Source organism: Nocardioides sp. B129/18 (genome assembly GCF_055282735.1).
The window spans coordinates 74,985-89,942 of record NZ_JBUZJI010000007.1; the positions used below are offsets into that span (position 1 = coordinate 74,985).

General features: G+C 67.5%; 13 protein-coding genes. 1 reads left to right on the forward strand and 12 read right to left on the reverse strand.

The window, feature by feature from the left end:
• Window positions 1-322: 322 nt before the first annotated feature.
• From ACZDWJ_RS07275 to ACZDWJ_RS07330, 12 genes are all read right to left on the reverse strand, one after another.
• Window positions 323-3,364 (reverse strand): LysM peptidoglycan-binding domain-containing protein, encoded by a 3,042-nt coding sequence (locus tag ACZDWJ_RS07275; protein ID WP_463520264.1) that lies wholly within the window; start codon window positions 3,362-3,364, stop codon window positions 323-325.
• Window positions 3,361-3,783 (reverse strand): pilus assembly protein TadG-related protein, encoded by a 423-nt coding sequence (locus ACZDWJ_RS07280; RefSeq protein WP_463520265.1) that lies wholly within the window; start codon window positions 3,781-3,783, stop codon window positions 3,361-3,363. Before ACZDWJ_RS07280 ends, ACZDWJ_RS07275 begins: the two co-directional genes overlap by 4 nt.
• Window positions 3,780-4,208: a TadE family protein gene (locus ACZDWJ_RS07285; RefSeq protein WP_463520266.1), complete on the reverse strand. Its 429-nt coding sequence runs from the start codon at window positions 4,206-4,208 to the stop codon at window positions 3,780-3,782. The genes ACZDWJ_RS07280 and ACZDWJ_RS07285 overlap by 4 nt, the downstream gene beginning before the upstream one ends.
• Window positions 4,205-4,612: a TadE family protein gene (locus ACZDWJ_RS07290; protein WP_463520267.1), complete on the reverse strand. Its 408-nt coding sequence runs from the start codon at window positions 4,610-4,612 to the stop codon at window positions 4,205-4,207. The genes ACZDWJ_RS07285 and ACZDWJ_RS07290 overlap by 4 nt, the downstream gene beginning before the upstream one ends.
• Window positions 4,581-4,766, reverse strand: coding sequence for a hypothetical protein (locus tag ACZDWJ_RS07295; RefSeq protein ID WP_463520268.1), 186 nt, complete (start codon window positions 4,764-4,766; stop codon window positions 4,581-4,583). Before ACZDWJ_RS07295 ends, ACZDWJ_RS07290 begins: the two co-directional genes overlap by 32 nt.
• Before the next feature lie 23 nt (window positions 4,767-4,789).
• Window positions 4,790-5,692, reverse strand: a complete 903-nt coding sequence (locus ACZDWJ_RS07300; protein ID WP_463520269.1) for a type II secretion system F family protein — start codon at window positions 5,690-5,692, stop codon at window positions 4,790-4,792.
• Complete coding sequence (locus tag ACZDWJ_RS07305) at window positions 5,689-6,546, reverse strand: type II secretion system F family protein (RefSeq protein ID WP_463520270.1); 858 nt, start codon at window positions 6,544-6,546, stop codon at window positions 5,689-5,691. Before ACZDWJ_RS07305 ends, ACZDWJ_RS07300 begins: the two co-directional genes overlap by 4 nt.
• Window positions 6,543-8,015, reverse strand: coding sequence for a CpaF family protein (locus tag ACZDWJ_RS07310; RefSeq protein WP_463520271.1), 1,473 nt, complete (start codon window positions 8,013-8,015; stop codon window positions 6,543-6,545). Before ACZDWJ_RS07310 ends, ACZDWJ_RS07305 begins: the two co-directional genes overlap by 4 nt.
• Window positions 8,005-8,652, reverse strand: a complete 648-nt coding sequence (locus ACZDWJ_RS07315; RefSeq protein WP_463520272.1) for a P-loop NTPase family protein — start codon at window positions 8,650-8,652, stop codon at window positions 8,005-8,007. Before ACZDWJ_RS07315 ends, ACZDWJ_RS07310 begins: the two co-directional genes overlap by 11 nt.
• Before the next feature lie 133 nt (window positions 8,653-8,785).
• Complete coding sequence (locus ACZDWJ_RS07320) at window positions 8,786-9,460, reverse strand: SAF domain-containing protein (RefSeq protein WP_463520273.1); 675 nt, start codon at window positions 9,458-9,460, stop codon at window positions 8,786-8,788.
• A gap of 27 nt (window positions 9,461-9,487) precedes the next feature.
• The gene (locus tag ACZDWJ_RS07325; RefSeq protein ID WP_463520274.1) at window positions 9,488-10,447 is read right to left on the reverse strand and encodes a hypothetical protein; all 960 of its coding nucleotides are present in this window, start codon (window positions 10,445-10,447) and stop codon (window positions 9,488-9,490) included.
• On the reverse strand, window positions 10,435-11,052 hold the full coding sequence (locus ACZDWJ_RS07330) for a hypothetical protein (protein WP_463520275.1): 618 nt from the start codon (window positions 11,050-11,052) through the stop codon (window positions 10,435-10,437). Before ACZDWJ_RS07330 ends, ACZDWJ_RS07325 begins: the two co-directional genes overlap by 13 nt.
• A gap of 135 nt (window positions 11,053-11,187) precedes the next feature.
• Between ACZDWJ_RS07330 and mobF the strand changes: the two genes are divergently transcribed.
• Complete coding sequence (gene mobF / locus ACZDWJ_RS07335) at window positions 11,188-14,874, forward strand: MobF family relaxase (RefSeq protein ID WP_463520276.1); 3,687 nt, start codon at window positions 11,188-11,190, stop codon at window positions 14,872-14,874.
• Window positions 14,875-14,958: the final 84 nt, after the last annotated feature.

Below are 14,958 nucleotides of genomic sequence, written 5' to 3' on the forward strand. Positions count from 1 at the left end.
CCGTTAGGCACACGGGCACGCAAATGACGGCGACCACAGAGGGGGGTCAGAACGAGCGGCCGCCGCAGACTCGGATTACTCAACGAGCGCGGTAGGCCTACTCAGCCGTCACAGGAAGTACAAATGCATAATCCCACTCTACCGCATGACACTGGCCTGCCTTCGCATAGTTGTTGCTGGCCATGCGGTTCTTGTCGCGGGACGGACTGGCGTCAGCGAATGGCTGAGGTTTGGGTCCCAGAGGCCGGTGGTGCGTTCCCTGCTCAGTTTCGGTACGCCCCGGTGAGGCTGGAACGGTGCCAGTCCTGGCACTGCGGCCCAGCTATTTGCGGCGCCCCTGATGGCGAACGGCAGCGACGGTGGGCGGAACTTCTACGGGTCCGAGCTGATCATCGCTCCGGTTATGTACTGCTGACGCAAGGAACTCTCGGGCGGCGTCCTCGTGTCCTTGGGCCACGAGTACCGCAGCCCGGTCGACCCGAGCGATCTCGTCGTAGGGCGAGGCCAGCGTCGCAGTTGAGACCGCCTCGGTAGCTCGGTCCACGTCGTTGTCTCGGAGTGCGGTGGCGGCAACCTCATGCGCGACGTCGACGATCGCGCAGGCCAGGATCTCGTCGTCACGCGACTCGGCGTCGAGTAGCCAACTCCAGCCGGTTTCGCGTAGGTCGGAGAACGGGGGACCGTCAACAAGTCGGAGAGCGGTGTGGAAGTCCTCCTGGCCGTCGTCGCCGCAGGCTTGGCCGCGGGCTCGAAGGCGTCGGAACAGGTCGGCGTCGACGAGCACGTCGTCGACTTGATAGGTCCAGACCCCCGCTTCGCTGGCTGCGCGAGATTGAGCTGCGGGCGGTAGGTAGGGGCGGCCGGTGCGCGGGTTGTCGCCGAGCCACTTGCGGACGACGCCGATGTCGATGCGAACACGGTCCTTGCTCATGGAGAACGCCTCAGCGACTTGCTGGGAGGCGACCCCTTCGGGGTGTAGCGCCAGGTAGGCGAGGAGTTCGACGTAGTGAGGCTTGCGGCGCGCGACCGCAGCTGGGTTCCCGTGTGCAGTGGCGCGCACCGGTCCGAGTAGGTGCAACTTCGGGACCCGACTGTCGGTGTCGAACCAGGCGGCGACGTCCTCGTCGAGCGTCGGATCGAGCACCTCAGCCGCTTCCAGTTGCGAGGAGGAGACGGTCTCCTCCACGGTCTCGGGTTCGGGCGCACCATCGGCGGTGTCGTCAACTGTGTGCGCGACCTTCTGCGCTGCGGGCGGGGCGTCGGCGTACGCCGTCACGAGGCTTCCCGAGCGGTCCGTCGCCCCACGCCATGCTGGTTCTTGGGCGTCATGGACAGGCGTGGGTACGGGTGCAGCGTCGCGGGTGACTGCGACGATGGCTGCGGTCGCGGCGGCCTCGGCGGCCGTGAGACCAGCACTCGTGAGGTCGAGACCGAGACCTTGGATGTGCAGGCGGCCGTCCCCGGTCAGATGGAACGAGACAGCATCGGGGACAGGGGTGTCGCTTGAGGTCACCACGGCCGCTCCGAATCGGCCGGTGCTGTCGGCGATGACGCGGATCAGCGGCTGGGTCGCATCGATGTCGCACGCGATGACGGCGTGGAACAGCTCCGGCTCGTCGTCACCTCGGGTCGCAAGGTCAGCATTGAGTCGGTCGAGGAAGCCGAGATCGTCGGGCTCGTGGTGGTGGAGTCGCACCGGATCGAGGTCGGCGAGCTCGGCCGCGATGCCGACCGTGTCGATGTCGGTGAGCATGCTCCACGGGCTGAGCGTGAGTTCGGCGGTCATCGAGCGTGCGAGTGCGGCTGCCGCTTCCTGGTCGCCGGTGAGTGCGACTATGCCGAGTTCTTCCAGGTTGGCGAGCACCAGGTGCCCGTCGGCGGTGGCACCGATGGTGCACAGCAGTGGCCAGGGTGCTGGACTTTCGGGGTCGGGGAGCGGCTGTTCGAGCTTGAAGGTCCACGCCACGTCCGTGCCACCCCATCCGGGCGGTGGCGCGGCCGGTTCGGCGAGGTGGAGAGTCACACACTGGTCGGCGAGCTCGACGTACTGGAGAGGAGGCCGCGGCTGATGAGTCAACTCCAGTCCGTCGGCGAGGTGCCGTAGCAGGCGGTCGAGGTTCTGGAGTCGCGGCACGGTGCCGGCGCTGAGGCGTGCGGTCTTCTCGACAGCGACCAGGTCCTGGGGAGGTGGCTCGATCACTTCGCCGGGGCTTCGGAAGCGCAGTTGGGTACGGCGGTGGGCACGCAGGACGAGGAAGAGGGATCCTGCGAGGACGGTGCCGGCGCCTGTGAGGCCGGGTAGCAGCCATGTGGGTGTGCCGGAGCTCTGGTCGACGTCGTTGGATTGCGCCTCGGCGGCCGTGTCTGCGGGTGTTTCGAGGTCGATGGGAGGGGGAGTGGGTGTGGCTTCCGGAGGTGCGGTGGGGAGGGGGTCCGCCGGTTCCGGAGCGGTGTCTTCGGGTGTGGTCTCCTGCGGGGTCATGTCGACGTGCGGCTGGCCGTCGGGGATCTCGAGTTCCCAGCCCGGGTAAATCAGGTCGGGATCGGTCAATGTCCGACCATCGGGTTGGACGATGTCGTCAGAGGCCTCGAAGATCTCGTCGTAGCGGGTCGGGTCACCGAGCTCCTCGTCGGCGATGTCCCACAATGTGTCGCCAGGCTCGACCACGTAGGGACTGTCCTCGGGATCGACCGCCGTGGTGGCGTCGCTCGCCGGTAGTTGCAGCACCGTTCCCGCGGTGAGGAATCCCGGTCCGTCGGGGAACAAGTCGGGATTGAGGTCGACGATCTCGGTGAACCGAGTGCCGTCGCCGAGGTGCGCTTCCGCGATCTTCCACAGGCTGTCATGAGCCCGGGTGATGTACGACTCCGTCGCAGGAGCGGACTTCGCGGGTAGGACTGCAGGCATGGTCGCTTTGGCAATTGGTTCTGCCAGAGATGCAGCAGGAGGCGGGGCCTGGACCTCAGTGATGTTGTCGGCGTGAGCCGGGGTAGCGGCGAGGGTGAGGCTCAGCGGTTGTGCGACGGCGAACAGAACCGCGGCCGAAGCAACCAGCTGGGATGCCAGCTGCTGCCCGGCTCCGAGACCGCGCAGTTGTGGCGCGCGCACACCACGAACGGCAGCGACGATTTCGGTGAGCAGGCAGAAGGCCATCACAGCCCATGCGATCCACGCGGTAGCACCGATGACGATGAGCGCGACGCTGCCGTCGTCCGGGCTCAACAGCCTGAGCCGCAGGTCGGCCAGGTCGACGGTCCACGGCGTTGCGCCGAGCGCGACGAGCAGCACCGGCACGCCGGCGAGCACGGCCAGGATCAGGAGGGCGGCAACAAGGCCTCGGGCACGGGACGGGGTGCGATTCATCGCTCGACTCCTCCAGTTGTTCTGATCAGGCGTGCTGACGCGTCACCGGTCACCGTGAGATCCCCGATGCCGACCATCGAGAGGAAGGTCGGTTCGTAGATGTCGGTGACGCGGACGACCAGGGTGGTGCCGCCGGTGATCGTGACGGTTCCCTCGACCCCGGCGGCGGCTAGGTACTTCTCGGCGGCGCGTCGGGCAGCGGCGGTGTCGAGGGCGACGTACCGGCCTTCCACCGCCGGAGCTGCCTCCACCTGCTGTCCGCCGGCGCGGGCTGCTTGGGCGGCGACGTCGTGGGCGCGCTGCTGCGCGTGGACCTGACCGCCGAGGTCGACGGCCAGGCCGACCAGCGTCATCATCACGATGGTTGCGGTGACGACCCAGATGCTGATTGAGCCGCGTTCGTTGTGGCGTCGTGTCATGGCGACCGCTCCCGCCACGTGTCGATCGGGCTGGTCATCGTGGCCGAGATGGTCCGGGTGCCTGGCACTCCCGGAACGGACAGATCTGAGAGGTCGAGAAGGCACGACACGGTCACGTCGACTTGTGCTGGCGTTCCGACATCGTGGGAGAACTGCTGGGTGTCGATATCGACGTCGACGCGCAAGCAGTTGATGCCCTGGTTGGCGAGGTTGGTGACCGCCGCGTCCTTCGCTGCCTTCTTGGCGTCGGCCTCGACGCGCAGGATGGAGGCCGAACGGGCAGCGTCCGCAGCGGCCGACTCCACGGAGTGACGCACGACGGCGGTGCGGCCGCCGAAGATGATGAGCCCCACGAACAGAGCGAAGGCCGGTACGGCGATGGCGGCCTCGATCGAAGCAGATCCCCATTCACCTCGGCGCTTCATGGTGCGGTCACCCGCTCGACGGGGACGGTGGCGCTCTGGCGGATCACCGGGCTCCAGCCGGGGATCACGCTGAGGCTGCGGGCCTCAACGACCACGGTGGCGGTGGTCGCCGTACGTTCGGCTTGGGCGACGGCCTGTTGGAGGACGTCGTTGCCGATGTCGTCGATGAAGGCGTTGGCGGCATCGACACCGCGAGATTCGCTCCCGGTCTCCGCCCCGGCTGCTCGGGCGCCCTCCTGCGCGGCGGCGATCGCGACCGTTCGGGCGTGGTAGTAGAGCGCGGCCTGCATCCCGAGGAAGAGGACCGCGAAAAGAGCCGGCAGCAGGATCACGAGTTCGACCGAGACCGAACCACGCTGATCCCGTCGTCGGTCAGTTGATCTTGCCGGCCTGGATCTCGACAAAGGTCTTCACCGCCGCGACCACGATCCCCACGATGGCGATCACCGCCACCGCCCACAAGACGTGCTCAGTGGTGACCGAGCCGCGCTCGTCACGTTTCAGGCGGTCCTCCCAGACGAGAATCAGCGTCGTGACCGCCGTCATCAGTCGCTTCATGGTTGCTTCCTTCCTTCTGACATTCAGGTGCCGCTGAACATCCGCAGCAGGGACGGCGCCACGAGCAGCGCCATGAAGATGACTCCGAGCAGGGAGCCGGGGATCGTCATCCGTTCGCCGACCGCGTTGGCCTGGGCGACTTCGGCATTGAGCATCGCCGTGCGCATCGCGGCGGAACGAGCACGCAGGTTGCCGTAGACCGCGGCACCCTCCTCGCCGGAGAGCCGCATGATGTCGGCGAAGTCCTCCAACTCAGGCAGCCCAAGTTCCTCAGCCAGCGCATGCAATGCATCCCAGGGCGGAAGGCCTGACCAGCGAGACCGGCCGAGCTCCTCACTGAGCCGCCGAAACACCCACGAGTCCGCCACGTCGGCAGCGGACTCCATCGCCTGCCGCACGCCGGAGCCGTTGTGGCGCTCCAGAGCAACCAGGTCGATGTAGGCACCGAGCGCCCGCGCGAACTCCACCCGCGCTCGCTTCGCGTCGTCGACGGCGTTGTAGTTCGGGATGAAGAAGCACACCGCCGCCAGCGCGACTGAGGCGAACGCTGGCACCATCAATGGCAGCCCGATGCTCAAGACCTCGAAGAAGGCGCCGAGCAGGGGCGGTGCCACCAGCCCGAGTGCGGCGAACGTGAGCTTGTCTCCGTAGAACTTCGCCAGCGGGATCCGCAGCAGCGCCAGTTCCCGAGTCGGCGTGCGCACCCACATCCCGGGAGGCAGTACCCGGATCGCCCACACGCCGAGGCGTTCCTTGCCCGAGGTCGACTCGGTGGCGGCAACCAGATCGGTATGCCGGGACGGGGTGAGCCGCCCGAGTGCCTCGGCGAGATCCACCTGAGCCGGCAGTAGCCGGGCGACCAGCAGGACGCAGCCGAGCATCAGCAGCGCGCCGGCCGCCATTGCCAAGGGCAGTCCCGCGATCACGATGCCCGCCCCACCGGCCCCGGTGCACCGACGAGGAAGCGTGCCAACGGTTTCCCGATCGCCATTCGCTTCATCCGCACCAACGTCGCGACGTACGCAGCCAGCAGCGTCACCAAGATGACCTGCCCCAGCGGACTGCGGTACGGCTCGACGTACGTCCCGGAGATCGCAAGGATCACCAGGACGCCGACGCTGATGATCGTCACCCAGCGGGCAGTGGCTCGGGGTTTGGCGCGGTCGGCCTCGATCTGACGTCGAGCACGTACGTCGGCAGAGACCGACTCGGCCAGACTTTCCAGCACCTGCGCCAGTCCAGCGCCCCGGCGTCGCGCCGCGAGGATCAGGTTCGCAGCCACCAGATCTCCGGTCGCGTCATCCAACTCGTCAGCGAACGCCCGGATCGCCTCCTCGGTGTTCCACCGCGAACGCAAGCGCGCGACCAGTCGCTGAACCTCCGGTCGGATCGCGCTCGGAGATGACCGTTCAGTCGCGACCAGGGCCTGCTCCAGACCGATGCCGACAGTCAGCACACCGGACAGCGATCGCGTCCACTCCTCCATTGCCTCGAGCCGGTCGATCCTTGCCGCAGCGCCGGAGTTGGACAGCAGCATCGGCACGCCCACGCACGCCAGCGGAACGGCGATCAGCGCGAGAGCCCAACCCGTCGCTAACCACGCCAAGCACCCGCCGACCACGCCCACCAGCAGCAGCCGCTTCGTGGCAGCGCTCATCGGCTTGCGCCGAACCGGATGCGACCGCGGCGGCCGTTCCGGCGCCGGTTTCAGGCCGACAACCAGCCCGATGATCCCGGCGACGATCAGCGCTCCCGCGACGGCCGGCACCAGGGCGATCACGACAACACCTGCTGCTCGCTGAGGAAGCTGCCGAGGTCGAATCCGCAGGACGCCAGCGCCCGGTACTCCTCAGGGAGGATCGCGGGCCGCGCGGTTCCGGAGGCGTCGGGGGAGAACAGGTGCGTGGTGGCGTAGCCGGTCTCGCGTTCGCCCGGCGCGACTGCGATCACTTCACGCACGCAGCGGCGCCGCTGGAACCCATCCGCTGCACGCTCGGTGGTGAGATCCAATTGCACGATCAGGTCGATGGTCGAGGCGAGCTTGCTCGTCGCCAGTTCGTGGGTGACGTGAGGGCCGGCCTCCATCGCGCACGTCACGAGTTTTCTGATCGCCGCAACGGCATCGGAGGCGTGGGTGGTGGAGATGGAGCCGGTCCCGGACTCCATCGCCTTGATCATCGCCCAGATCTCCCGGCCGCGGACCTCGCCGACGATCTGACGCGACAGGTTGAACCGGAACGAATCGATCAGCGCCTCATCGAGGGTGAACTCGCCGGCCAGGCGACCGTCGGCGCCACGCTCGCCGGAGCCAGGGCGTGCTTCCCAGGCATGCACGATCTTGTGACGGCCGAGTTCGTTGAGGTGGAGTTCGTACTCGGTCTCGAAGGTGCCGATCGCCTCGTGCTCATCGATCTCGCTGCATAGCGCACGCACCAGCGTGGTCTTCCCGGCACCTTGGCCCGAGACCACGATGCTCTTGCGGGCACGGACAGCTGCACGCAGGAACGAGGCCAGCAGGGGTGAGAGCATTCCGCGCTCGGCGAGGTCGTCCAGTGTCACCTGCATCAGCCGGTGCCGTCTGATCACGACCGATGGTCGGGGCGTCACCCACGCTGCGGCAGCCAATCGCGAGCCACCGTCAAGTCGCAGGTGCAGCCGGGGTTGTGCTTCGGAGAACCCGCGGGCGTTCACCTCGCTGCGCGAAGCGAGGAAGACCAGGAAGTCGATCAGTTCGGCATCGGAGTCGGCGACGGGTGGTCCCTCGACGAGAGATCCGTCGATGAGTTCGAGCATGACGTTGTCGTGCCCGGCAATGATGATGTTCTCGACCCGGTCGTCGTCGACCAGTGGTTGAAGCCGGCCAAGCCGGAACAGGGAATCGAACACCGCTTGGGCCAGCGCCGCTTGGGCTGTCGAGCTCCACGCGCCGCGCCCGGCGTTGACCCGGTCGGCCATCGTCGACTCGATCAGATCCAGCACGATGGCGCGGCCCAGCTCGGTCTGCGCTGTCTTGTCCAGACGCGACGACTCGGCGCTCACTGCCTGACTCAGTTGCTTCGAGGCGAGGGTGCGCAGCGAGGCGACGACGCCCCAGTCGACGTCCGCGTCGTCGTACGACGAAGCAACCGATGGATCGGGCGGCCGCGGGGGATTCTCAGCGGCGGTTCTGGGCAGGGGTTGGCCGAACAGCGGCAGGTCGATCAACCGCGGGTCGGCGTTGGTGGGACGGACGAGGTGGTCACTGGACATCGGCGAGCACCTCCGTGCCGAGGCCATTGCGCCGGACGTTTACTGCGGCGTGGATCGTGGAGATTGCGGCCTGAAGGCTGCGCACCAACGGACTGCGATCGAACCGGTCAGGGATGGCGACCCCGCGGTGCAAGACCGCTGCGGACCGCGGATCGTCGGCGACGACTGCATGAACCGGCAGCCCAAGGACTCTGCTGACTTCCTTGGCCGAATACGGCTGGCCCTCGCCCACGAGCGTCACGCCGGGGTTCGCCCACATCCGATGCCCACGCTGGACGGTCTCGGCCCACGATCGGGTGGCCGCGATGGCGGGCAGATGCGTTCGACACAGGATCAAAGAGAGATCTGACTCGGCGAGCACAGGTTCGGGCCATCCGACGAGACCGAGGCGACCGCAGTCGACGATGACGTCTTGGCCGGTGGCTTCGAGATCCTGGAGCGCAGTCATCAAGGGCGCCCACAGTCCGGTGAGCGCCGGTGCCTGAGTGTGGGCCCGTGGACCGGGGATTAACGCCGCGGTAGAGGACCCGATCGGTTGCGCCATCCGGGGGAGCAGATCGGCCACGTCGTCAGCAGAGAGGGCCAGCTCGACCAGGCCCTGGCCGTAGGACTTGATGCCGCGGAAGTAGCCCGCCAAGATCCCAGATCCTCCTGTCGCGTCGGCTTCGACCAGCAGTACCGGGCGTGGCCACAGCAACGCCATCCCGAGTGCGGTCGTCGTGACCCCTGGGGAGCCGGACGCAGAGCAGAGCGCAATGACAGCCATGTCCTCACCGCGCCCTGGAGTCCAGCACGATCGCCACGTTCCCGGTTGCGATCTGGGCTGCCAGTGTGGCGGCCTCGGCATGGGGGACCAGGAGGTCTACGACGAGCTGGCCGGTGTCATCAGAGACTCGAACGCCGACCACCTCTGCCTCGCTGAACGAGGGAACCCCGGTCGGCGCGTCACTGCCCTCAGCGGGCGTCGCGACCACCCGCACCCGATCACCCGTCTGCAGATTCATCCCCGGCGCCTGCGACGACGTCAGCGCGACGCCGACGACCGACAGGTTCTCGGCGGGTACCACCGAGTCGGCGTACGACGACGGCGTCAGCAGCGAACCGGCCGCGATGTCGACGGCGGCTCGCTGTCCGACCGCCGACTCCAAAGAACCGGCGCCGACGGGCTTCAACGCGGGGTCGCTGTTGACCCGGACCCGGACCAGGTCGTCGGCCTCGATGATCGCCCCGCGCTCGATGTCGGCACGTGCGGCGAGGACTTCCTGGGTGTTGGTCGTGGCGGTCCATGCCCAACCGCCGAGGATCGCGCCCAGACAGATCGCCACCACTGCGGCAGCGATGAGGGCCGGGCGGCGCCGCAGCTTCGGAGGTGGAGGCAACGGTGGCTCGGCAGAGGACGGAGGGGGAACCTGCGATCGCTCATACCGTGTCGCGGTGCTGCTCATCTTCGTCTGCCCTCTCGCCGCTGCTCGTTACTCCACGAGCACCTGTGCCTCTCCGACGGTGATCTCGACCGACCTCTGCAGGCCGTCGAGACGGATGGTTCCGGTCTGACCGGCGCCCTCCCACGTGATCACCCACGACGACGTCGCCGTCACCGTGTAGGTGCCACCGGGCTCTCCGGCGCTCGACTTCGTGTAGACGTGACCGCAGTCCGGCGACGATTTCTTGCCGTAGGCGGCCTTGTACGGCGTCCCTGCCGTTCGGCACTCGACGGTGGTCCCGTCGCCCATCTGCCACGTCACCTTCTGCACGTTCGCCGTCGCGGTGATCGTGATCCCACCTGCGCTGGCGGTGGCGGTGATCGGCCCGTAGGTGTGGTCGTCTGGGTTTGCCGCCCACATCCACACCGGCATCCCGACCAACCCGATCCGGTTCGCCCCTGGCTCTGGCGTGATGCCGACGTCGATCGCGCGTAGTGCCATGTCGTCGATGGCCAACTGCGCGACGTCGCGCGGGCTCGGCCCCGTGCCCGAGTTCTCCGGAGGGTTGTCAGCCCAGATGTGGATCAGCAGATGGGCCTGCGGCTGGTAGCAGTCGTACACCGCGCCGTCGCCGGGCTCGTGTCCCTCCCAAGCAGGGTCGCCGGCGGGTGGCTGAGGGTCGAGGAGGCGGATGTAGCAGCGATAGGTGTTCGACCAGTAGCCATATTCCGACGTGCAGGGGACCGGTCCCGGTGGTGGCTTGCTGATGCCCTGCTTCGTGCCGTCCCAGTAGCAACTCTGGCCCGAGCCCGTGTCCTTTGGGCCGTCGTCGACGTTCTCGTTGCCCGGCACCTCGACGACCACCCACACCAGGCACTTGCCGGTGGTCGGGTGTGTTTGCTGGCAGACGGTCTTGGAATCTGCGGCAGCCGGGGAAGCAGCGATGCCGATCAGGCACACGACGAGGAGGGGCAGTAGCGCGAGGAACCGCGTACTCACCCGGCGCACGGAGTCTTCTCCAGGTCTTCGCCGCCGGCAACGCGCCAGCCCGTGTCGGGATCGGTGTCCCAGGTGTAGTTCGCGACGGTCAGTCGAGTCCATCCGCGATCAGGCCGGTCAGCGGGAACCATCGACTTGCCGGAGGCATCCACGACGTCGACGGCACTGACGTCCCAACAGACGTCGATCGTCACCGAGGGGACGCGGCCGGCCTTCGGATCCGAGTTGTCCAAGCTGACCGACTGCACCTTGGTCTCGACGAGCTTCGTGTCACCGTGCTGCTGGGTTCCGGCAGCTCGTTCGGTGGTCAGGAAGTTCTTCTGCGCCGAGAGCTGGGTGCTGATCGCGACCTCCTCCAGACGATCGAGTGAGACCGTGTCGTCCTGGAGCAAGAGATCGGTGAGCGCGTAGTAGTCACCGACGGCAACTACAGCCGCCGTGGCTGCGGAGTCTTCTGGGGAACCCGCCGTCGAGGGTGGAGCACTGCTTGGAGAAGACGCGCTCGTGCTTGGTTTCGGAGCTGGTTCGGCATCGGAGTCCGAGCCGCAGGCGGCCATTGCGGCGAGCAGAAATACTGCCGTCGCGACCGAGAACGTTCCGGAGAATTTCGTCATGGCCGAGTCCATCCGCCCCCGCGGGAAGTTCCCGAGAGAGCAGCAGACGGCGCCCCGATAGCGGTCGCACCGAGCTCACCGCCTCCCACCATTGAGCCAGTCAAATGTGATCTGCGCAACATTTAGTCCTCCTCTGTGCACTTCAAGGACCAGGTGCACAGCCACCGCCCACCGGCCGCACTCACTCGAAATCGACTGCTGAGCGGCCCCCACCGCTCAATCCGGTCACACCTCTGGCACAGCGAGGTGGAACACCCGGCGCACCTTGGTTTCGAGGAGGTGCGCGTGACGGTTTCGCTGCGGAAGATGAGCCCCGGGCACGGGTGCGACTACCTGCTCAAGAGTGTCGTCGTGGGCGACGGCAACCGGGCGTTGCGTACGCCGATGACGCGGTACTACGCCGAGGCCGGTACCCCGCCCGGCGTCTGGTTGGGCTCCGGCGTCCGCGAGTTCGGCGCAGGCCAACTGACACCTGGAGCGGAGGTCACGCCGTCACAACTCGAACTGCTCCTCGTCCACGGCCACGACCCGATCACCGGCAAGCAACTGGGGCGGGGCTATCCGACGTACCCGTCGATCCAGGAGCGGATCGACCAGCGCATCGCAGGGCTCGACGCCGCGTTGACGGCGGAGAAGCGAGCGGACGCGGTCGCCCGAATCACCCACGAGGAAGAAGCCCGGGGGCCGAAGACCGCGGTGTCCGGCTTCGACCTGACCTTCAGTGTCCCCAAGTCAGTTTCGGTGCTGTGGGGGCTCGCGGACGCTGACCTGCAGACGCAGCTCGTGCAGGCGCACCACGACGCCGTAGCCGAGGTGTTGGAGTTCTTCGAGCGCGAGGTCGCTGTCACGCGGGCGGGTGCTAATGCCCGCAACGGCGCCGTCGCCCAGCACGAGGTCGCCGGTGTGGCGGCGACGGCATACGACCACTGGGACTCACGCTGTGGTGACCCGCAACTGCACACCCACGTGGTCCTCTCCAACAAGGTCCGCACCGTCTACGACCAGAAGTGGCGCAGCCTCGACTCGATCCCGATCCACCGCAGCGTGGTCGCGATCTCCGAGCACTACAACGCGGTCCTGGCCGACCTACTGACCCGACGCCTTGGCATCACCTGGGACCGCCGCGACCGCGGCGCCGACCGCAACCAGGCCCTGGAGATCACCGGTGTCAGCGAAGACCTGATCGCGGAGTTCTCGAACCGCTCCCGCCACGTCGACATCGAGACCGACCGACTGATTGAGGAGTACGTCGCTGAGTATGGTCGGCGACCATCGGCGAAGACGATCATCGAACTGCGAGCGACGGCGACAATCGCGACCCGCCCCGAGAAGGAACTGCACTCACTGGCTGAGTTGACGACGGGGTGGCGTGACCGAGCCCAAGGTCTGCTGGGCGCGGATCCGACTGGCTGGGCGCACTCGGTTATTGCCCGAAGAGGCAGCGCGGGTTTGCACGTTCAGGACGTGCCACTCGACGTCGTCGTTGAGGTCGGGCGGCAGGTTGTGGCAGTGGTGGGGGAGAAGCGATCGACCTGGCGTCACTGGAACCTGTGGGCCGAGGCATCAAGGCAGACGATGGAGTGGCGCTTCGCCACACCCCGCGACCGGGAGGCAGCCGTCGCGCTGATCGTCGACGCAGCCACCGGCGCATCTATCCGCCTCACCCCACCCGAACTCGAGGCCAGCCCGGAAGCGTTCCGTTGGTCGGACGGTTCGAGTCGATTCCGGCCCCGCCAGTCGGCGGTGTTCAGTTCCGCCGACCTGCTCGCGGCCGAGGACCGGCTCTTGGTCCGCGCCAACACCCCCGCCGCACCCGCAGCCGACCTGGCCGCGGTCGAAGCGGCCACCAGCCGCGACGTCCTCGGACATCACCTGTCCAAGCGGCAAGCGAACGCGCTGGCCCAGATCGCCACTTCCGGTCGCCAGGTCGACCTGCTGGTCGGTCCGGCGGGCGCGGGGAAGACCACCGCCATGCGTGCCCTGCACGCCGCGTGGACCACGAGCCATGGGCCCGGATCGGTCGTCGGTCTGGCGCCCTCGGCCGCCGCAGCACAGGTGCTGGCCGACGACCTAGGCATCGTGTGTGACAACACCGCAAAGTGGCTCCACGAGCATGATCACGGCCGGGCCCAGTTCACCCGTGGTCAGTTGGTGATCATCGACGAAGCCACACTGGCGGGCACGCACACGCTGGACCGGATTACCGGTCTGGCCGTGGACGCTGGGGGGAAGGTGCTGTTGGTGGGGGACTGGGCCCAACTGCAATCCGTTGACGCCGGCGGTGCGTTCTCGATGCTGGCCGCCGCCCGTGACGACACGCCCGAACTGGTGGAGATCCTCCGCTTCGACCACGACTGGGAAGCCACCGCCACCGCTGCGTTGCGGGTGGGGGACACCGACGTGATCGGCACCTACCTCCACCACGACCGCGTCCACAGTGGCGGCACCGACGAGATGACCGACGCCGCATACGACGCCTGGCGCACCGACGTCCAGGCCGGACTATCTAGTGTGCTGGTCACCGAAGCCACGGCCACCGTCACCCGACTCAACCAGCAGGCTCGGGCGGAGCGGATCCTTGCCGGTGAAACCGAAGCCGGCCGCGAGGTCGCTCTGGCTGACGGCAACCGTGCTTCGGTTGGGGATCTGATCATTACCCGCCGCAACCAGCGCCATCTGCGGTCGCTGCGCGGTGGGTGGGTCCGCAACGGCGACCGCTGGCGAATCACCGACGTCCTGCCTGATGGTTCCGTCCTGGCTACCCGTCTTGATCGGAAAACCTCGGGGGCTGTGGTGCTACCCGCAGCGTACGTCGCCGAGAGCGTCGACCTCGGCTACGCCACTACCGCCCACCGGGCCCAGGGCATGACGGTCGACACCGCCCATATCGTCGCCTCCGGGCGTACCAACCGGGAGAACCTCTACGTGTCGATGACCCGCGGCCGTCGATCGAACACGGTCTACGTCGCACTCGACGACCCGGACGACACCCACACCCCGCCGCAGGACGGCGAGGTCACTGCACGGACCGTGCTGTACGGCATCCTCAAGCACTCCGGTGCTGAACTGTCGGCGCACCAGATGATCGAAGCGGAGCACGAACACTGGTCCTCCATCGCCCAGTTGGCCGCCGAGTACGAGACCATCGCCGCCGACGTCCAACGCGACCGCTGGACGAAGCTGGTCCACCACATCGGGCTGGATGAGGCCGACGTCGAACGACTCCTCACCTCCGACTCCTTCGCGCCACTGACCGCGGAGTTCCGTCGCGCCGAAGCCAACGGCTACAACCTCAACACGGTCCTCCCGCGGGTCGTCGCCAGCCGCGGACTCGCTGACGCCCACGACATCGGTGCAGTGCTGATCAGCCGCCTCCACCACGTCATCGCACGACCAAAGCGGATCGGCCGCCGCCGCGCAGAACCTGACATGGTCGTCGGGTTGATCCCGGCTGCATCCGGACCGATGACGGCCGAGCACCGCCGAGCGCTCGACGAGCGCCGTGAGCTGTTGGAAGCCCGTGCCACCGGACTGGTCGAGCGTGCCATCAAGGACCGTGAGCCTTGGGTCTCGGCAGCGAGCCGTCCGCCCCACGACGCGGCTGCTTTGCCCGCCTGGCGGGATCAGGTCCGCATCGTCGCCGCCTACCGTGACCGCTACGACATCAACGGAGCCCACCCGCTGGGGACGGCGCCTGAGGGCATCACCCAGCGGGCCGACCGAGAACGTGCTGCGGCCGCCCTGCGACGGGCACAGGAGTTGGTCAGAGACCCCGCGGGGCGCCGTGTCACGGGGGTCGAGCCGGCCGCCATCTCTCGCTGACGTGTTTCCGCAGGTGCTTGTCATCCGTGGTTGTCCACAGGTGTCAGAGATTGCTGCTCACGGCACGCGGATCCTGCGCTACCC